The sequence below is a fragment of the Streptomyces sp. NBC_00597 genome, from assembly GCF_041431095.1.
Lineage (GTDB): Bacteria > Actinomycetota > Actinomycetes > Streptomycetales > Streptomycetaceae > Streptomyces.
In genome coordinates this window covers 3822536-3840392 of the sequence record NZ_CP107757.1, presented here as the reverse complement: position 1 = coordinate 3840392, position 17857 = coordinate 3822536, and the positions used below count along the sequence as shown (strand labels likewise).

The 17857-nt window shown below is 73.8% G+C and carries 16 protein-coding genes, 1 tRNA gene and 1 pseudogene; 8 read left to right on the top strand and 10 right to left on the bottom strand.

The window, feature by feature from the left end:
* Positions 1-312: 312 nt before the first annotated feature.
* Positions 313-2070 (bottom strand): EAL domain-containing protein, encoded by a 1758-nt coding sequence (locus tag OG974_RS17105; protein WP_327283573.1) that lies wholly within the window; start codon positions 2068-2070, stop codon positions 313-315.
* A gap of 471 nt (positions 2071-2541) precedes the next feature.
* On the opposite strand from OG974_RS17105, the gene OG974_RS17100 reads away from it, so the two are divergent.
* The gene (locus OG974_RS17100; protein ID WP_371643636.1) at positions 2542-3735 is read left to right on the top strand and encodes a M6 family metalloprotease domain-containing protein; all 1194 of its coding nucleotides are present in this window, start codon (positions 2542-2544) and stop codon (positions 3733-3735) included.
* Positions 3736-3792: 57 nt separating this feature from the next.
* Here the strand turns inward: OG974_RS17100 and OG974_RS17095 are convergent.
* The 7 genes and pseudogenes from OG974_RS17095 to OG974_RS17065 all read right to left on the bottom strand — a co-directional run bounded on the left by OG974_RS17095 (position 3793) and on the right by OG974_RS17065 (position 9907).
* Positions 3793-3866: transfer RNA gene (locus tag OG974_RS17095), tRNA-Lys, on the bottom strand.
* Positions 3857-4436, bottom strand: a pseudogene (locus tag OG974_RS17090) (hypothetical protein). Before OG974_RS17090 ends, OG974_RS17095 begins: the two are co-directional and overlap by 10 nt.
* Positions 4437-4612: 176 nt before the next feature.
* Positions 4613-4963 (bottom strand): hypothetical protein, encoded by a 351-nt coding sequence (locus tag OG974_RS17085; protein WP_327283571.1) that lies wholly within the window; start codon positions 4961-4963, stop codon positions 4613-4615.
* A 142-nt stretch (positions 4964-5105) separates the two neighbouring features.
* Complete coding sequence (locus tag OG974_RS17080) at positions 5106-6440, bottom strand: AAA domain-containing protein (RefSeq protein ID WP_327283570.1); 1335 nt, start codon at positions 6438-6440, stop codon at positions 5106-5108.
* A complete protein-coding gene (locus OG974_RS17075) occupies positions 6437-7999 on the bottom strand; it encodes a hypothetical protein (protein ID WP_328762859.1) in 1563 nt (520 codons plus the stop codon). Before OG974_RS17075 ends, OG974_RS17080 begins: the two co-directional genes overlap by 4 nt.
* A complete protein-coding gene (locus OG974_RS17070; protein ID WP_371643633.1) occupies positions 7987-9162 on the bottom strand; it encodes a hypothetical protein in 1176 nt (391 codons plus the stop codon). The genes OG974_RS17075 and OG974_RS17070 overlap by 13 nt, the downstream gene beginning before the upstream one ends.
* Positions 9071-9907 carry a phosphatase PAP2 family protein gene (locus OG974_RS17065; RefSeq protein ID WP_328762856.1) on the bottom strand — a complete coding sequence of 279 codons (837 nt, stop codon included), beginning with the start codon at positions 9905-9907 and terminating at the stop codon, positions 9071-9073. The genes OG974_RS17070 and OG974_RS17065 overlap by 92 nt, the downstream gene beginning before the upstream one ends.
* A gap of 135 nt (positions 9908-10042) precedes the next feature.
* Between OG974_RS17065 and OG974_RS17060 the strand changes: the two genes are divergently transcribed.
* Positions 10043-10639 carry a histidine phosphatase family protein gene (locus OG974_RS17060; RefSeq protein ID WP_327283566.1) on the top strand — a complete coding sequence of 199 codons (597 nt, stop codon included), beginning with the start codon at positions 10043-10045 and terminating at the stop codon, positions 10637-10639.
* Positions 10640-10676: 37 nt separating this feature from the next.
* Here OG974_RS17060 and OG974_RS17055 read toward each other — a convergent pair whose 3' ends face one another.
* The gene (locus OG974_RS17055) at positions 10677-11972 is read right to left on the bottom strand and encodes a tetratricopeptide repeat protein (RefSeq protein WP_327283565.1); all 1296 of its coding nucleotides are present in this window, start codon (positions 11970-11972) and stop codon (positions 10677-10679) included.
* A gap of 275 nt (positions 11973-12247) precedes the next feature.
* Between OG974_RS17055 and OG974_RS17050 the strand changes: the two genes are divergently transcribed.
* From OG974_RS17050 to OG974_RS17040, 3 genes are all read left to right on the top strand, one after another.
* Positions 12248-12778, top strand: a complete 531-nt coding sequence (locus tag OG974_RS17050) for a hypothetical protein (RefSeq protein WP_327283564.1) — start codon at positions 12248-12250, stop codon at positions 12776-12778.
* A 17-nt stretch (positions 12779-12795) separates the two neighbouring features.
* Positions 12796-13674, top strand: coding sequence for a spermidine synthase (locus tag OG974_RS17045; RefSeq protein WP_371643630.1), 879 nt, complete (start codon positions 12796-12798; stop codon positions 13672-13674).
* A 180-nt stretch (positions 13675-13854) separates the two neighbouring features.
* Positions 13855-14190: a hypothetical protein gene (locus OG974_RS17040; RefSeq protein ID WP_327283562.1), complete on the top strand. Its 336-nt coding sequence runs from the start codon at positions 13855-13857 to the stop codon at positions 14188-14190.
* Between the two features lie 21 nt (positions 14191-14211).
* On the opposite strand, the gene OG974_RS17035 is transcribed toward OG974_RS17040, so the two are convergent.
* Complete coding sequence (locus OG974_RS17035; protein ID WP_327283561.1) at positions 14212-14754, bottom strand: hypothetical protein; 543 nt, start codon at positions 14752-14754, stop codon at positions 14212-14214.
* Positions 14755-14832: 78 nt separating this feature from the next.
* Here OG974_RS17035 and OG974_RS17030 point away from each other — a divergent pair, with 78 nt between their 5' ends.
* From OG974_RS17030 to OG974_RS17020, 3 genes are all read left to right on the top strand, one after another.
* Positions 14833-15522 carry a response regulator transcription factor gene (locus tag OG974_RS17030; protein ID WP_328762851.1) on the top strand — a complete coding sequence of 230 codons (690 nt, stop codon included), beginning with the start codon at positions 14833-14835 and terminating at the stop codon, positions 15520-15522.
* A 43-nt stretch (positions 15523-15565) separates the two neighbouring features.
* A complete protein-coding gene (locus OG974_RS17025) occupies positions 15566-16969 on the top strand; it encodes a HAMP domain-containing sensor histidine kinase (protein WP_327283559.1) in 1404 nt (467 codons plus the stop codon).
* 203 nt (positions 16970-17172) lie between these two features.
* The gene (locus tag OG974_RS17020) at positions 17173-17850 is read left to right on the top strand and encodes an NAD(P)-binding domain-containing protein (RefSeq protein ID WP_327283558.1); all 678 of its coding nucleotides are present in this window, start codon (positions 17173-17175) and stop codon (positions 17848-17850) included.
* Positions 17851-17857 lie beyond the last annotated feature (7 nt).

Genomic DNA, 17857 nt, shown 5'->3' with positions numbered 1-17857 from the left:
CGTCCTCGTCCTGCGCGATCGCGCGACCGGTCTTGAGGGAGGCGCGCAGGTCCTCGACCCTGCCGGCCAGGGCCTTCTGGGCCTCCCGGTTCACGGCCCTGCCCGTGGCCGGGTCGGTGATGGTCCGCGCGATCGCGACGCGCAGGTCGGCCGCGGTCACGGAGTCGTACGGCGAGCCGTCGGCGACGCCCGAGGTGGCCCACCCACCGGCGGTGGCCAGCGGTCTTCGGCCGTTCGGCGGCTGGTGGGCGACGGCTCACGGTGGCCGCCCGGAGGGGTGTCGGAGGGGGTGCCGCGGGGCGAGCGGAACGCCTAGCCGGCGTCGCTCGCGCCCGGGCGGGTGCCGATCATCTCGGCGATCAGCTCGGGGGCCACCGCGCGCGAGTACAGCCAGCCCTGGCCGGTGTCGCAGCCGACGCGGCGCAGCCGGGCCGCCTGGCCGGCCGTCTCCACGCACTCCGCCGTCACCGTCAGTCCCAGCCGGTGCGCGAGCTGCACCAGGGCCTCGACGATGGTCTCGTCGGCCGGGTTCGGGTGGGCGCCCTCGTCGTAGCGGAATCCGCGGACGAAGGAGCCGTCCAGCTTCAGCACGGACACCGGGAGCCGGCTCAGATAGGCCAGGTTCGAGTAGCCCGTGCCGAAGTCGTCGATGGCGATCCGCACGCCCATGTCGCTCAGCGCCTGCAGGGCCTGGAGCGGGCGTCCCGCGGAGCCCATCACCGCCGACTCGGTCAGCTCCAGCTGGAGCAGCTGCGGGGCCAGCCCGGTCTCGGCGAGGATCTCCGCCACGTCGCCGACCAGGTCGGAGTCCCACACCTGCCGTACCGCCACGTTGACGGAGACGAAGACCGGGGAGTCGCTGGGCTGCTCGATCTGCCAGCGCCGGGCCTGCCGGCAGGCGGTCCGCAGCACCCACCGCCCCAACTGGACGATGGAGCCGTCCTCTTCCGCAATTCCGATGAACCGATTCGGCGTCAGCGTGCCGAACTGCGGGTGGCTCCAGCGGACCAGGGCCTCCACCCCGCGCACCGCCCCGCTCTCCAGGTCCACGAGCGGCTGGTACTCCAGCTCGAACTCGCCCCGCTCCACCGCCGGCCGCAGGGTCGAGCTGAGCGCCTGCCGGGTCATGCGGTGTGCGTTGCGCTCCGGGTCGAACAGCGTCCAGCGGGCCTTGCCGTCCGCCTTCGCCCAGTACAGGGTCGTGTCCGCGGCCTGCATCAGAGCAGTCGCCGAGGTCCCGTCCGTGGCCCGCTCCACCACGCCGATGGACGCCGAGACCGACAGTCGCTGGCCGGCCAGGTCGAACGGCTCCTGTACGGCGGTCAGGACGCTCCGTGCCAGGTCGGCGAGCTGCTCGGTGCCGGTGGAGTCCTCGACCAGCAGGGCGAACTCGTCGCCGCCGAGCCGGGCGACGAGGTGCCCGCCGGTGCGCCCGTAGCCGGACTGGTCGGCGCACTGCGTCAGCCGGGCCGCGACGGCGGTCAGCAGCCGGTCGCCGACCCGGTGCCCGAGGGTGTCGTTGACCGCCTTGAAGCCGTCCAGGTCGAGGTAGCACAGGCCGATCCGCCCGGTGCCGCCCTGATCGTACGAGGAGGCTTCCAGGGCTGCGGAGAGCCGCTCGAAGAACAGCGCCCGGTTGGGCAGCCGGGTCACCGGGTCGTGCATCTGGAGGTGCCGCAGCCGGGCCTGGAGGTCACGGCGGTCGCTGATGTCGGCGACGGACAGCAGCACGTCCCGGGTGCCGGGCACGGGCCCGAGGGTGACCTCGGTCCACATGGAGTGCCCGTCGGGGTGTTTGAGTCGGCGGGTGCAGCGCAGTCTGGCCTGCCGGCCGCGGAGCACTTCCTGGTAGGCCTGCCAGGTGCGGGCCTCGGCGCCCAGGTCGACCAGGTCGGCCGCGCACTGCTCGACGAGCGCGTGCGGCTCGGTGCCGAGGAGTCCGGCCAGGGCCGCGTTGGCGGCGACGACGTAGCCGGATCGGTCGACGACGGCCATGGCGAGGTGGGCCGCGTTGAAGGCGGCCCGGTAATCGCGCAGTTCGGAGTCGGTGCGGGTGGGCGTTGTCGGCATGTCCGGCACTGCTTGGTGACGCTCCGTAATGTCCGATCGGATGCTGTCGGCCGCCGAACCGGTTCCTTCTGAGGTTCCGCTCACCGTTGGCTCCCGCAGTGCTCGTGAGTGTCCGTGCAGGAAAGTGTGCCGATCATAGAGGCACCGTACGGACCTATCCAGCGGCGCCGCCGTGCGGGGCACGGGACTTCGGCGTGCTGACGCCCCTTCGGGCATACCCCGCGCGATCGTTTCTGCGCAGCTCTGAGCAGCGGAAGGCTGCCGATGATCTCCCGTGATCGGTCGTGACGTTCTGTAGGCGTGTGGGTGACCCCGCGGGTCACCGACTTGCCGTAGTGCTCACTCTTGTGGGGCAGCGGAACAGGGCATTAATAAGGCAATCGCCTCAGGGTGGAACGAGATGGTACGAATCCACCACCGGAGGTCGATGTGCCGCGACAGCAGACACCCGGGGGAGTGGAACGCTCCCCGATGAGAAGCATGGCGGCCGCGCTCACCTCCCTGACGGCGCTGGCCGCCATGTCGCTCGTCGCGGGTCCCGCGGTCGCCGATCCGGGGGCCGGGCCGTGCGCCCTCACCCGCACCTCGGCGCACCACTCCCTCGGCCTGGACACCTGGAACCGCGCCTACCCCAAGCCGGAGCGCACCCTCAACGCGGTCATGGTGTTCCTCTCCTTCCCCGACCACCGGACCAACCTGACGACCGACCAGCTGACCGGCGACTACTTCCCCGCGACCAGCGACTTCTTCGAGCGGGCCTCGTACGGGAGGTTCCGGTTGGTCCCGCACCCGCAGAAGCAGTGGATCCGGATGCCCAAGCCGTCCACGGCGTACGGGATACAGCGTGACTGGGTGGCCCAGGACCGGGCGGCGTACCTGCGGGACGCCGTCGCCGCAGCCGACCCCGAGGTGGACTTCTCGCAGTACGACGTCGTGTACTTCGTCGCCGACCCGGACGCGCCCGGCGTGGACTCGGACGCCACCAAGGTCGTCAACTTCGACCGGCCGATCAGGGCCGACGGGACCGACCTGCGGCGGATCGTGACCGTCTTCGAGCGCCACCCGCCGGACCGCAACGTGCTGGCGCACGAGACGGGCCACGTCTTCGACCTGCCCGACCTCTACCACCGGCCGACGGACGGCAAGGGCGACTGGGACACGTACGTCGGCGACTGGGACGTCATGGGCAGCCAGTTCGGCATGGCGCCGGACCTGTTCGCCTGGCACAAGTGGAAGCTCGGCTGGCTGGACGCCTCCCAGGTGGACTGCGTGCAGTCCGGCTCTTCGCTGCACACCCTGCTGCCGCTCGCCCAGGCCCCGGTGCCGGGCGCCACGGGCGGCACCCGGCTCGCGGTGATCCGTACCGGGACCGGCAGCGCGATCGCGGTCGAGGCGCGGGGCTCCGCCGGCAACGACGGGGACACCTGTACGGAGGGGGTCCTGGTCTACCGGGTGCGCAACGAGGCGGCGTCGGGCGGCGGGCCGATCGAGGTGCTCGACGGGCATCCGAACTCGGAGGCGTGCTGGGACCGCTCGGTGTACCCGCCGCTGGCCGACGCGCCGCTGGAGGTGGGCGAGGCGTTCACGGTGCCGGGGGAGCGGATCAGGATCGAGGTGGCGGACCGCACGCCCTCGGGCGCGTACACGGTCAAGATCACGACCTAGCGCACCTCCCGGACGACGAAGAAGGCCCCCACTTGCGTGGAGGCCTTCTTCCGTCTGTGCGCCGCCAGGGACTCGAACCCCGGACCCGCTGATTAAGAGTCAGCTGCTCTAACCAACTGAGCTAGCGGCGCTTGCTGACGAGGAAGACATTAGCAGGCGGATGGCCGGAAGGAAAAATCGATATCCGCAGCTCGGGCGGCGCGGACGTACGCCCACAGGAGCGCCTCGGGTCCCGGCAGCCAGGGGGTGCGGGTGCCGGGGGCGACGAGCCAGCGCGACGGGCCGGGGGTGGCGGCCAGCGGCGGCACGGTGACGGCGTCGCCGCGGCCGTGGCACAGCGGCGCGGGCACGGAGCTGCCCCACTCCTCCCAGGCCAGCAGCGCGGGGAGGCGGTGCGCGGTCCCGGTCGTGGCGAACAGCAGCATCCGGCCGCGGTGCACGGCGACGGGACCGGAGCCGGGGCCTTCGGCCCAGAGCAGGTCGAGCATGCGCCGTCCGAGGACGAGCGGGACGTTGACGACGTCGAAGGCGGTCCCGCAGGGCAGCACGGCCGGCGCGGTGGCCCGGGCCTCCCAGACTTCGAGGGTGCTGTGCGGATGCGCGGACGCGGAGGCGAGCCAGGCGGCGCCCTGGGGGGTGACGTGGGTGGCGGTGCTTACGTCGTGGGTGGGGCAGGCGGGTGCCGTCGTCAGCGTCGTCATGCGGACCGGTCTACCGGGCGTAGCGATCCGGTTTCCGGGAGTTACGGAAACCCGGACACGGCGGGGGGTGGTGGGCTATCTTGCGCCCCGCATATGCCAGGTGTGGCATTCGTCGCATCCGGCGGGACCACCGGCGCGGCCACCCCGCCCGGCCCGACCCGGCAGGGCGACGCCCCCTAGGCGCTTTCCGGGCCCGCTTCGCGCCGGAGGGACTCGCCGAACTCGATCATCTTGTACGCGTAGTCCTCGGTCCAGTCCGCCTGCGCCGCGATCTCGGCCGCCGGCAGCCGGTCGAACCGCCGCGGATCGGCGAGCTGCGCGGCGGCCAGCGCCTGGAACTCCACCGCCCGCTCCTGCGCCGCCCGGAACGCGAGCGTCAGCTCGGTGGCGCGGGCCAGCAGCTCACGCGGGTCCTCGATCGACTCCAGGTCGAAGAAGTGCTCCGGGTCCGTGGCGGCCTCCGAGGGCTCGAAGAGCAGCGGCGCGGGCCGCGGCTTCCGCTCGGTCGTCCGCTCGGGCTCAGCCATACCTGTCCTCCTGGTGCGCGTTCTGGATCCTCCGGGCCACCCTCCATTGTCCAACGCCGCGCAAGAGCGCCGGCCTCAGGGCATCCGGGCCACCGGGCCACGGCCCTTGGTCCGGCGCCCGGGTGGGGCGGGCCGGCTCGGTTCACGGTCGCCAGGCGACCCGGTGTTCCGCCAGGTGCGCCAGGACCGAATGGTTCGCCTCCCATCCGTCGGGGAACTTCACCGTCACCCCCAACTGGACCGGCTCCGTGGACGGATGGTCGTCCAGCAGCTGTGCGATCCCCGCCCGGGCCACGACCACGCAGGCGTGCCGGTGCCGTGAGGCCAGGACGCACAGTCGGCCCGTCTCCAGATGGAAGGCCGTCGCGTCCGGGCGGCCCGACAGCGGGTGGAGCACCACCGTGAGGTCGTACTCCCGGCCCTGGAGCCGGTTCGCGGTGTCCACGGTGACCCCGGCGACGCCCAGCTCCGCCAGGGCGGCGCGGACCGCCGCCGCCTGGTCGCGGTGCGCCGTGCCGACCGCGATCCGGTCGGCGGTCAGCGGGGCCGGGGCCCCGGCCCGCTCGTCCGTCGTCACCGCCCCCCGGTCCAGCGCCCGGCGGACCACCAGGGCCACCGCCCGGACCGCCTCCGGGTCGGTCCGCGGGGTGTGCCGCGCCGGCAGCTCCAGCAGGCCCCAGCCCGCCTCGGCGGCCTCGTCCAGCACCCGGTCCGGGCCCGAGCCGTCGCCCGCGACCCCGTACGACAGCCGCCGCTCACCCGGGCCCGTACCGCTGCGGAACTGCGTGTACGGGTAGAAAGCCCGGGAGACCAGCGGCGCGGCCGTCGCCGGGAGCCGCCAGGACACGGGCAGCCGGTGCTGCGGCAGGTGCGGGTTGTGGGCGAGGAGGGTGCTGACGGCGCTGGCCGACGGGTCGTACGACAGGCCCGCCCACTGCTCGGCGCCGACCACGCTGAACGGGTCCAACTGCCCCGGGTCGCCGACGAACAGCGCCCGCTCGAACAGCCCGGCCACGGCCAGCAGCGCGTCCGAGCGCATCTGGTACGCCTCGTCGACGATGGCGTGCTCCCAGGGCTCCGCGTCCTTCACGTACGCCCACTTCGCCGCCGTCGAGATGGTGATCGGCAGCTCGGCGAGGTCCCCCGGCTTGGCCGAGAGGGTGACCGAGGGCAGCTCGCGCAGAGCCGGGTCGTACGCATCGCCGTCACTGCTGTGCAGCCGGCCGACCTTCAACTCCGGATCCTTGTCGGCGAGCCGCAGCACCAGGTCGTCGACCTGCGCGTTGGTCTGCGCGACCACCATCAGCCTGCGCCCGGCCGCGGCCAGTTCCCGGGCGGCCCGCACCACGAGCGTGGACTTGCCGGCCCCGGGCGGGGAGTCGACGACCACGCCGCGCTCGTTCCCGTGCAGGGTGTCGCGCAGGATGGCGGCGGTCGCCTCGGCGGCGGCCGTGCCCGGATCGAATGCGGTGCTCACAGGATGTCCTCGTCGGTGACGGCGTCGGGCAACGCGGCGGCGGTCGCGGAGGCCGGCGGTCCGCCGTGCGTCCACGGCGTCCGCTCCGGGTCCGGCAGCTTCGGGCCGCCGCGCGCGTCGTGCTCGAACAGCGTCCAGCAGACCCGGTCGCCCTTCTCCGGCACCGAACCGGGCGCCGGTTCCCGGCCGCGGCCCATCTTGTCCAGCAGCCGCAGCACGAGCCGACCGTCCTCCTCGAAGCGGACGAACTGCGCCGCCTGCGGGCGTCCCTCCAGCGAGCGGAACACCTTGCCGCCGCCCTCCGCGAGCTGCGGACGGTCCTCCGTCGCCACCGTCACCAGCGGGCGCGGGCTCGGCCGCTTCGACTCCGTCCACTCCATCACGACCTCGGTGACCTCGCCCGCGAAGGCCTCGCCCGCCAGCCGCCGGCCCGCCATCACCAGCGGATCGTCCAGTGCTTCCTGGGCGTCGAGCCGCACCTGCTCCGTCTCCCGCGTCGCCAGCTTCTGCGCCGCCGTCACCGCGTCGTCGCGGCGCGGCTGAGGGGGCTCGCCCGCCCGGATCCGGTCCCGGTGGCCGGTGTACGACCAGCGGTCACGGGTCCAGCGCTCCTCGGCCCGCTCCCCGGGGGCCAGCGCACGCAGCAGCTCCAGCGACTGCCACACCGCCCGCCACGTGGGCCGCATCTGTTCCGCGACGAGCTCGCGCACGGCCGCCTCGGCGCGCTCCACGGCCTTCGGGCCGCCCCCGGCGCGCGCCGCGTCGTAGCGGGCCATCGCCGGGGCGAGCAGCTTGTTGTCGAAGGCCGGGTCGGTGGCCGGTCCGGCGGGCGGGACCAGGAGCTGCCCGTCGCGGTCGCGGCCCAGTTCGGCGCGCAGCGCGGCCGCCGCGCCCGATTCGCCCTCCGCTGGGGCTATCCACGCCAGCAGGGCGCCCAGGTGCTGGTCCTCCAGATTGCTCTGGCCCGTGGCCCAGTGCCGCCCGAGCAGCTCCGTCGCCGACAGCAGCATCGAGGCCCCCGGGACCCGGGAGCGCTCGCCGAGGTGCGTGAACCAGCGCCCCAGCAGCGGTACCCGCGCGGGCACCGGATACGGGTTCTCCGGGTCCTCCTCCGCCGTCCGCCGGAACCGCATCGAGCGCCCCAGCAGGCGCACGTACTCGATGCCGGCCCGGCTCGGCACGATCAGCTGCGGTGCGTCCAGGCACAGCTCGGCGGCGACCTTGCACTTCGCGCCGGTCTCCGGATCGGTCTCGGTGCGCTCGACGTGCTCGACGTCGTCGGCGTACCCGTCCACGTACGGCAGGACCGTCTCCGCGAGGTCCGCCAGGAACTTCCAGCGCAGGTCGCGGTCGCGCGGCTGCGGCACCACCAGTAGCCGCGGCTCCGCCGGATCCGTGCCCACGAGCACACCGAGCGGGGCGCCGGCCTCGCCCGCCGTCGTCAGGGGTACGAGGACCAGCGGGCGCTCGCTCAGATGCCGGTGCCGTACGGTCGCCAGCACCTCGGCCCGGCCCGCCCGGACGGCCTTCAGGCGCGCGAGGGTGTTCAGCAGGGACATGCGGCCGCCTCCAGGGCTTCGGCGCGCAGCCGGGCCGCCCGGTGCAGCGCGGCCGCGGCCGGGTCGTCGGCGTGCCCGCCGTCGGCGGTGGCCGCGAGGGCCTGCCCGACGGTGGTGAGCGCGCCGAGCTCCCCCCGTACGGAGCGGCCCAGCGCCGTCACCTCATCGGCCGCGCGGGCCCGCTCGCGGCAGTGGAAGGCGAGCTCGCAGGCGGCCAGGCACTCGGGGGCGTAGGCGGCCGGGACCGCCGAGACCGCCGCGGTCAGCTCCTCGGCGGGCAGCTCCGGGTCGAAGCCGAGTCCCTCGGGGAGGGCCGCGGCCAGCTCCTCGACCCGGGTCAGCCGCTCCAGGCGGCGCCGGGTCACGGCCCGCTCGCGCCGGACGTCGACGGGTGCGGCGGCGGGCAGGTTGGAGAAGTCCTTCGGGCAGACGAGCAGCACGGTGTGCCCGACCACGGCGGAGGCCAGCTTTCCGGCGGTCTTCTCCAGGGCGAGGACGTACACGGCGGCCTGCCGCGCGGCGGCCCCCACCTTCGCGGCGTCGGCCGCCCCGTCGATCATCGGGAACGACTTGATCTCCACGACGGTCCAGCGGCCGTCGGGGTGCACCACGACGGCGTCGGGCTCCAGGTAGGCGGGAGACCCCGCCACCTCCAGGGCCAGCATCGGGTGGTCCAGCAGGGTCCAGGCGCCGAAGGCGGCGCCGGCGGCGGTCGCCTCGCGCAGCGCGAGCGCGGTGCGGGCCGCGCGGCCCTCGGGTCCCGCGGCGGTCAGATCGGGGACGCGGGCGTCGGGGCCGGGCGGCTCGGCCCCGGCGTCCAGGTGCCGGTGGACCAGCTCCAGCAGGACGGCTCCGCCGTCGCCCTTGACCCTGGCTTCGAAGGAGTTCCCGCGGGCGATGGCGAACTGCGACTGGCCGAACGGGGCGGGCGAGCCGAGGGCCGCGGCCAGGGCCGTCTTGTCCACGCCGGCGCCGTCGAGCAGGGTGCGTCTGCCGCAGCCGGGGTTGGCGGCGAGCGCCGCCAGCGCACGGGCGTCGAGCGGACGGGGCGGCACGGCGGGGCCGCGCAGGTCAGCGAGCCGCTGCCGCAGTGTCGTCGTCGGAAGCGGGCCGCTGGGCGGGTAGGAGCTCACGGGCGGAAGTGTCCCATCCGCCACTGACAATCGTGGTCGTACTGCGGAAACCGGCTGCTCGGGAGGGCAGCCGGCGCGAGATCGCGTACCCGGCGGCCATCACGGCGGCCCCGGCCGCAGCGTCGAGGAAGTAGTGGTTGGCGGTGCCCATGACCACGAGCGTGGTGACGGCGGGATAGGCGATGCCCAGCGCCCGCAGCAGCGGGTGGCGCCCGTGCCGCCACAACAGGACCCCGCACCACAGGGCCCAGCCGACGTGCAGGCTCGGCATGGCCGCGTACTGGTTGGTCAGGCTCCCGAGTCCGCGCGGGGCGCTGGCCTCGGCGCCCCACCAGCCGTAGCCGCTGTACTGGGCCATCGTGTCCGTGAACCCGTGCGCGGAGTCCAGCAGTCGCGGCGGGCACGTGGGCATCAGGGTGAAGCCGACGAGCCCGAGGAGGGTGGAGACCACCAGCCAGGTACGGGCGCTGCGGTAGTGCCGCGGCCGGCGCAGGTACAGCCAGACCAGCACCGCCGGGGTGACGAGGTAGTGCAGGGAGGCGTAGACGAAGTCGGCGGGTATCCCGAGGATCCCCTGCTGGGAGAACAGCCGGTTGAGGGGGTGTTCGAAGTCGATGCCCAGCAGCTCCTCCGTCCGGAGGATCGCGAGTCCGTGTCCGACGGCGAGGTGCACGTCGCCGCGGGCGAGGAGTCTGCCACCGGTGTACGCGCCGTAGACGAGCCCCAGGAGCAGCAGTTCGGCCCACCACCGGGTGGGCTTCTGCCGATCAGTCATACGGTGTAGGACGCTTGTGCGACTGGGTGGGTTGCCTGGTGTTCACGTGATGGATGATGGGTGGACGATGCATTCGCCCGAACCGGCACCAACCGTATAGACCGCACAAATCCTTATGTACCGGGAGAAATTCCTATGGCCCCCCGCATCCTCCTGGCCCGCCACGGTCAGACGGCGTGGTCCCAGCTCGGCAAGCACACCGGACGCACCGACGTGCCCATGCTGGAGGAGGGCAAGCGGGGCGCGAAGCTGCTCGGCGAGCGACTGGCCCGCGCCCCGTGGAACGGCCTGCCCGGCGTGGAGGTGCGCACCAGCCCCCTGGTCCGCGCGAGCGAGAGCTGCGACCTGGCGGGCTTCGGCGCCCGGGCGGAGCCGTGGGACGCGCTGATGGAGTGGGACTACGGCGACTACGAGGGCATGACCCCGGCCGAGATCCAGGCGATCCGCCCGGGCTGGCTGATCTGGCGCGACGGCGCCCCGGGCGGCGAGTCCGTGGCCGACGTCGCGGCCCGTGCAGACGAGGTCGTCGCCTGGGCCCGCTCGGCCGAGCACGACGTGCTGGTCTTCGCCCACGGCCACGTCCTGCGCACCCTGGCCGCCCGTTGGCTCGGCCTGGAGGCCTCCTTCGGCGCCCGCATCCGCCTGGAGCCCACCTCCCTCTCGGTCCTGGGCTGGGCGTACGGGGCCCCCGCGCTGGAGCGCTGGAACGACACGGGCCACCTGGACCTCTGACCGCGCGGCCCGGGGTCCCGTACGGGGCCGGTCCGGGTCAGGCCGTGGCGTGGCGGGTCAGGAAGGCCGCCACGCGGGGGCTGCGCTGGTGCGGCACCAGGGCGCGGGCCGTGCCCGAGAGCATGGACCGGATCCGCGTGGACTGGACCTCGGTGAGCAGGTCCAGGACCCGCCCGCCCGCCCAGGCCGCCTCGTCCGGGGCACCCGCACGCGCAAGGTCGTCGGCCAGCTCGGCCGTGTAGAGGGCCACGTTCCGGGCGAAGTGCGGGTCCTGTAGGTCCGCCGCGCGACGGGCGTGCCGGGCCGCGCGGGCGTGCTCGCCGAGCGCCGCCCAGCAGCGGGATTCCAGCGATTCCAGCTCGGCTTCGCCGAAGAAGGACATCCACTCCGGGTCCGCGGAGCTCTCGCCGCGGGAGAAATCGGTGTGCGCCCGGGTCAGCGCCTCCTCGCAGGCCCGGCGGTCGGCCATGCCCGCCCAGCCGCCCGCCTCCCGCAGGGCGAGCAGCGACAGCAGCCGCGGGGAACCGAGGGAGCGCGCGGCGCGGCGGCCCGCCTGGGCGGCCCGTACCGACTCCCGGGGCCGGCCGCAGTCCCGGGCCAGGAAGGCCATGTTGCTGAAGGCGTGCGCCTCCAGGGCCGCGTCCCCGCAGACCCGGGCCGTCGCCAGCGCCTCCGCGTAGTGCGAGCGGGCGTCGTCGAAGCGGCCGGAGTCGTGCGCCAGCCAGCCCACGGAGATGGCCAACTCGCCGGCGCCCGCGTGCAGCCGGTCCTCGGTGGACTGCCGGGTGGCGCCCGCGTCGAGCAACGCGTAGGCGGCGCGCAGGGGTTCGGCCGCCTTGCGGTACAGGGCGTCGGCCCCGTGCCGGTCGTCCAGCAGCCGGATCTGGCGCACGGCCTCCTCGACCGCCGCCGCCTCGGACTCGCCGGCCCGGGAGGGCGGTCGGCGGGTGTCGCCGAGCAGGGTGAGGCCGATCGTCGCGGCCGCCACGGTCGCGGAGCCGCCCGCCATGAACGCGCGACGCAGCACGTCGCTCTCCTTGTGGGTGATGGGGGCGGTGCGCTGCGCGGACCGGCCGCGGACCGCCTCGCGCGGGGAGAAGCCCAGGTCGGCCAGGGTTCGGCCGGGGAACATGTGCAGGAAGACGCGCTCGTACGCGTAGTTGGGGCACCGGATCTCGCCGGACTCGACCCGGCCGATGTAGCGGGCGTCGCAGGAAACCGTTTCTCCGATCTCCTTCGCCGCGCGGCGCACCATGGCCGCGAACTCGGCCGGGGAGTGCCGGCCTCGCAGTCGCCGGAACGTCTGATTGGGTGAGTGGGGGAACGCCGCCATGGACGTGGCCTCTCTGGCAAGGGACGCACCGCCGGTTCCGCGGGATGGGGCCGGGCCCGGCGCGCATGAACGTACCGCCAGGGACGGGTGGTTCATGCGGTGTTTGGCTACAAAAGGGATATCTCACCCGCGATCCGCCATGAACTGCCATCCTTTGCAGCGTCTTGCCACCGCACCCGTTGACGCTTTGGCGCGTTGAGCCCATGCGGGGTGTGAGGTGACCCCCGTCCCGCTCGTACGCGGATCGAGGAGGGGTTCCCTTGGTGGAGGGCGGCATGGAGAGCACTGGAATGAACACCGCGCCCGTGTCTTCGGGCGCGACCCCCGTCCCGGCCGCCGTGGGCGCCCCGGCGGCCGTGGGCGTCGTGGCCGCTCCGGCCGGCGTGGGTGTCGTGGCCGCTCCGGCCGTCGTCGCCGTCCCGGCCGTCCTGGTCGTGACGTCCGCCCCGGCCGAGGCGCCGGACCTGGTGACCGTGCCCGCCCGGCAGGGCCTGGAAGCCGTGGACATCATCCGCCGCGCCGCGAGCCCGGCCGGCGGGGTCGGCCCGGTGCTGCACGACGGATCCGGCGACACCCTCGGCTTCCTCGTCCCGCCCGGCACCGCCGACGCCTGGGACATGCCGGGCAGTGCCTGCACCCAGACCAACGGTCGCGGCATGCGCTTCGGCGACGTGTCGCCCACCGCCGGGGACACCGGCTGGCTGCTCCCCCCGGAAGCCGTCGGTCCGGTCACCGACCCGGAGGTGCTGCGCGCCGCGCTCGGCGAGGCCGCCCGGCTGATCGAGGCGGCGGACAACTGCTGCTGACCGGTGACAATGGGGTGGTGGCAGGCAAGGGCAAGGGCAGCAGCAGGCAGCGCGGACGCGGGAGCTCCGAGGCGGTCGTCGGGCAGGTGGACGGCGGCACGGCGGAGCTGGCCCCCGACCGGGAGCGCGCGGACGGCTGGACGCTGCTCATCGACGGGGCCCCGCAGTCGCATGTCGACCTGGGCGATCCGCAGTACCTGGACTTCGCCTACCAACGGCGGATCGGCCACCTCATCGACCTCGTCGCCCCCGCCCGGCAGCCGCTGAACGTGGTGCACCTGGGCGGTGGCGCCTTCACCCTCGCGCGCTACACGGCCGCCGCCCGTCCCCGCTCGACCCAGCAGGTCGTGGAGATCGACGCCGCCCTGGTGGCCTTCGTACGCGAACACCTGCCGCTGGACCCGCAGGCACGGATCCGGGTCCGCGCGGTGGACGCGCGGGCCGGCCTGGCCAAGGTCCCGGACGGCTGGGCCGACCTGGTGATCGCGGACGTGTTCAGCGGGGCGCGCACCCCGGCGCACCTGACCAGCGCCGAGTTCCTGGACGACGTACGGCGGACCCTCGCGCCCAGCGGGTGGTACGTGGCCAACCTCGCGGACGGTCCGCCGCTCGCGCACCTGAAGGGCCAGATCGCCACGGCCGCCTCCCGCTTCGAGCACCTGGCGCTGGCCGCCGACCCGGTGGTGTGGCGAGGGAAACGATTCGGCAATGCGGTGCTGGTGGCCGCCGACCGGGAGCTTCCCGTCGGCGAGTTCACCCGCCGGGTCGCGAGCGACCCGCATCCCGGCCGGGTTGAGCACGGACGGGCCCTCGCCGACTTCGCGGGGGGCGCGGCCCCCGTCGCGGACGCCTCGGCGGTGGCCTCGCCGGAGCCCCCGCCGTCCGTCTTCCACTGAGCACGGAGCCCGTCGCGACGCGCCCCCGTTCAGACGGCCCTGCGCTCCGATCACCGCGGAGGCGGGCAGGTCTTCGGCAACGCCCGAGCACGGCAGCACCATGACCGGTCCCACCCGAGACCGCCCGCGTGGTCGAGGCACCCGGATCCGATCGGGTCGGCCCCGAGGCAGGATGGGCGCGTGGTACCTCCCCGACTGCTGTGGTGCGACCCCCGCCCCGTCCCCCGGTTCAACCGGCAGGAGCCCGTGACCACGATCGTGCGCGATCCGGGCTTCTACGAGCCGACGGAAGAGGATGACTGCTGGAGGTTCGGGTACTTCTGCCAGACGCACGACCGCCCCTACTGGCACGAGTCCTGCGGGGAAGGGCCGCATCTCATCGCCCTGCACTGCGACGAGCACGGGCCGGAGAGCATGTGGCCGCAGCCGAAGATGCTCCTGTTCCCGGAGGGGTTCGATCCCCTGCTGAGCGACACGCAGCTGGTTTGGGTACGGGCACAGTGGGACGCCGACTAGGCAAGATCCCAAAGAGACGGCCTAGCCGTCGTAGGTCTCCACCAGCGGCGGGTGGCCGTTCCAGGTGCAGAAGACCGACATCTCCCGGCCCGCCTTCGTGAAGGTGACCCGGATCCAGTACGGCTGTTTCCACACCTGCATCTGCCAGCCGGCGTCCGGCGTCGCCGAGACCAGCTCCGCCGAGGACGTCCCGAGGTCGAAGACCACCCGGCCGCCGGTGACCGGGTAGGCCTTCACGCTGCCCGGGTCCCCGCCGTCGCCCTGCTGCCCGTCCGGGCTCGGACCCGGCGGGGCCGCCTTCTGCGGGGGCTTCGCGGGGGACGCCGAGGCGGACGGCGAATCCGACGGGGAGGCGGACGGGGACGGCGAGCCAGAAGCCGGTCCGGGCGACGGCGCCGACGCGCCGTGCGTCGAGGAGGACAGCGGCCGCGTGGTCAGCGGCACCGCCAGCGGCGGATCGTAGGCGGTTCCGGACATGACCGCGTGCACGCCCCACCAGGACAGCGTCACCGCCGCCCCGGTCGCCAGCGTCCAGGCGAGAGCATGAACAAGTCCTCGGTGCATCAGGGCACATACTGCACCACCCGCCCAGGAGACGGCCCGACACCCGCCGGATCCACCGAATGGACTACGGTGCCGCCCATGGCAAGTGTGCTCGTGGTCGAGGACGACCAGTTCGTACGTTCGGCTCTGATCCGGCACCTGACCGAGGCCTCGCACACCGTGCGGAGCGTCGGTACGGCCCTGGAGGCGCTGCGCGAGGTCGCCCACCACCGGTTCGACGTGGTCATCCTCGACCTCGGGCTGCCCGACCTCGACGGGTCGGAGGCGCTGAAGATGCTGCGCGGCATCACCGACGTACCCGTGATCATCGCCACCGCCCGCGACGACGAGGCCGAGATCGTCCGGCTCCTCAACGACGGCGCCGACGACTACCTGACGAAGCCCTTCTCGGTGGAGCACCTGTCCGCCCGGATGGCCGCCGTCCTGCGCCGCGCCCGTGCTGCGGCCGGGGCCGAACCGCCCTCGCGGGTCCTGCGGGTGGGCGGCCTGTCCATCGACCCGCTGCGGCGACAAGCCGAGCTGGACGGGGCCGTACTGGACCTGACCCGGCGGGAGTTCGACCTGCTGGCCTTCCTCGCCGGGCGGCCCGGGGTGGTCGTGGCCCGGCGCGAGCTCCTCGCCGAGGTATGGCAGCAGTCGTACGGGGACGACCAGACCATCGACGTGCATCTGTCCTGGCTGCGCCGCAAATTGGGTGAAACGGCTGCCAGCCCCCGCTATCTGCACACGCTGCGGGGGGTCGGCGTCAAGCTGGAGCCGCCGCTGTGAGCGCGGTGGGAGCAGCGGGCGCGGCGGGCAGGGCGGGCGCGCGATGAGGTGGGCGCTGGTCAAGGTGTGCCTCGCGGTCACGGCCATGGTGGTCGTGGCCTTCGCCGTGCCGCTGGGGCTCGTCGTCCAGGAGATGGCCAGCGACCGGGCCTTCTCCAACGCCGAGCGGCAGGCAGCCACCATCGGGCCGACCCTGTCCATCACCACCGACCCGGTGCAGTTGCGCAAGGCCGTGGAGTCCACCCAGATGGGCGCGGCCCAGCGGATGGCCGTCCACGTCCCCGCCGTCGGCGGCGGCGCGCCGGTGGAGATCGGCACCGGGCGGGCCGGGGCGCACGCCGTGGAGGAGACCCGGCGGATGGGCCGGGCGATGACGGCCCGGGTGGCCGGTGGTGGTTCGGCGCTGCTCCAGCCGACCGCCCTCGGGTCGGGGGACATAGCCGTCGTGGAGATCTTCGTGCCCGAGAGCGAGGTCAGCAATGGCGTCGCGACGGCCTGGCTGGTCCTCGCGGGCGTCGGCCTGGCGCTGATCGTGGGCTCGGTGGCGGTCGCCGACCGGCTCGGCGCCCGACTGGTCCGGCCGGCTGAGCGGCTCGCGGACGCCGCGCACCAGCTGGGGGAGGGCCGACTGGGGGCGCGGGTGCCGGAGGACGGGCCGAAGGAACTCCGCTCGGCAGCCGTCGCGTTCAACTCGATGGCGGACCAGGTGGTGGAACTCCTCGCCAATGAGCGGGAGCTGGCCGCCGACCTCTCGCACCGGCTGCGGACGCCGCTGACGGTGCTGCGGCTCAACACGGCCTCGCTCGGCGACGGGCCGGCCGCGGAGCAGACCCGGGCCGCGGTCGAGCAGCTGGAACGGGAGGTCGACACGATCATCCGTACGGCCCGTGAACAGCGCGCACCCGCGTCCGCCGCGGGCGGGGCAGGGGCGGGCTGCGACGCCTCCGAGGTGATCCGCGACCGGATGGCCTTCTGGTCGGCGCTGGCGGAGGACGAGGGCCGCGAGGTGCGGCTCGCGGGAGTGGACCGCACGGTACGGCTCCCGGTCGCCCGGCCGGAGCTCGCGGCCGCCCTCGACGCCCTGCTGGGCAACGTGTTCCGACACACCCCGGAGGGCACCCCGTTCGCGGTGGACGTCCACGACGCGGGTGACGCGGTCATCGTGCTCGTATCGGACGCCGGCCCCGGGATCGCCGACCCGGACGCGGCGCTGCGGCGCGGCAACGACGGCGGGCGGGACGGCTCGACGGGCCTCGGCCTGGACATCGTGCGCAGGGTCGCGGAATCGACCGGCGGGGACGTCCGGATCGGCCGCTCGATGCTGGGCGGGACCGAGGTCAGGGTGTGGATCGCCCTGGACGACCGGGCGCGGGGCGGCGGGGGCGGCGTGCGGACGCGCCGGGGTCGCCGTAAGCGCTGGGGCGGCTGGGGCGGCTTGGGCGGCTGAAGAGGCTGCGGCGGCTGCGGCGGCGCGGCCGAGGCGGTGAAATCATTGCCGAGGCCGGGGCCGATCCTGGACCGGACGCGGCGTCCGGAGGCATACGGTACGGGGTTGTCGGTAGTCCTCCGCTCCTCCGCTCTTTCGCTCTTTCGCTCTTTCACGCGCGCTCCTTCATTCGCGCTCCTTCCCCGAACGGAATGGAACCGGTCATGCGCTATGCAGTCCTCGGCACCGGGATCGTCGGCCGAACGGTGGCCGCCCGCCTCGCCTCCCTCGGGCACGAGGTGGTGATCGGCACCCGGGACCCCGGAGCCACCCACGGACGTACCGAGTACGCCGAATGGCAGCAGGCCCACCCGCAGGTCGGCCTCGCCTCCTTCGCGGAGGCCGCACGCCAGGGTGAGACGCTGGTCAACGCCACCGGCGGGCAGGTCAGCGTCACCGCCCTGACGGAGGCGGACGCCGAACACCTCGACGGCAAGGTGCTGATCGACATCGCCAACCCGCTGGACTTCTCGCACGGGTTCCCGCCCACCCTCGACCCGGTCGACGACGACAGCCTCGGCGAGTTGCTCCAGCGGACGTTCCCGCGCCTACGGGTGGTCAAGACGCTGAACACGATGAACTGCCGGGTCATGGTCGATCCGGCCCGGGTGCCGGGCGAGCACACCGTGTTCCTGTCGGGCGAGGACGCCGACGCCAAGAAGTCCGTACGCGAACTGCTGTACTCCTTCGGGTGGCCGGAGGCGGGCGTCATCGACCTCGGTGGCATCGAGACGGCCCGAGGCACCGAGATGCTCCTGCCGATCTGGCTGCGCCTCATGGGCACCCTCGGTCACGCGGACTTCAACTTCCACATCCAGGGCGCGTCGCCGCAGACCGGCTGAGGAACTG

Excerpts from the sequence above, each read along its gene's own strand:
- OG974_RS17105 (WP_327283573.1), bottom strand. The coding sequence starts at position 2,070 with ATGCCGACAACGCCCACCCGCACCGACTCCGAACTGCGCGATTACCGG.
- OG974_RS17100 (WP_371643636.1), top strand. The coding sequence starts at position 2,542 with ATGAGAAGCATGGCGGCCGCGCTCACCTCCCTGACGGCGCTGGCCGCC.
- OG974_RS17085 (WP_327283571.1), bottom strand. The coding sequence starts at position 4,963 with ATGGCTGAGCCCGAGCGGACGACCGAGCGGAAGCCGCGGCCCGCGCCG.
- OG974_RS17075 (WP_328762859.1), bottom strand. The coding sequence starts at position 7,999 with ATGTCCCTGCTGAACACCCTCGCGCGCCTGAAGGCCGTCCGGGCGGGC.
- OG974_RS17065 (WP_328762856.1), bottom strand. The coding sequence starts at position 9,907 with ATGACTGATCGGCAGAAGCCCACCCGGTGGTGGGCCGAACTGCTGCTC.
- OG974_RS17060 (WP_327283566.1), top strand. The coding sequence starts at position 10,043 with ATGGCCCCCCGCATCCTCCTGGCCCGCCACGGTCAGACGGCGTGGTCC.
- OG974_RS17055 (WP_327283565.1), bottom strand. The coding sequence starts at position 11,972 with ATGGCGGCGTTCCCCCACTCACCCAATCAGACGTTCCGGCGACTGCGA.
- OG974_RS17050 (WP_327283564.1), top strand. The coding sequence starts at position 12,248 with ATGGAGAGCACTGGAATGAACACCGCGCCCGTGTCTTCGGGCGCGACC.
- OG974_RS17035 (WP_327283561.1), bottom strand. The coding sequence starts at position 14,754 with ATGCACCGAGGACTTGTTCATGCTCTCGCCTGGACGCTGGCGACCGGG.
- OG974_RS17030 (WP_328762851.1), top strand. The coding sequence starts at position 14,833 with ATGGCAAGTGTGCTCGTGGTCGAGGACGACCAGTTCGTACGTTCGGCT.
- OG974_RS17025 (WP_327283559.1), top strand. The coding sequence starts at position 15,566 with ATGAGGTGGGCGCTGGTCAAGGTGTGCCTCGCGGTCACGGCCATGGTG.
- OG974_RS17020 (WP_327283558.1), top strand. The coding sequence starts at position 17,173 with ATGCGCTATGCAGTCCTCGGCACCGGGATCGTCGGCCGAACGGTGGCC.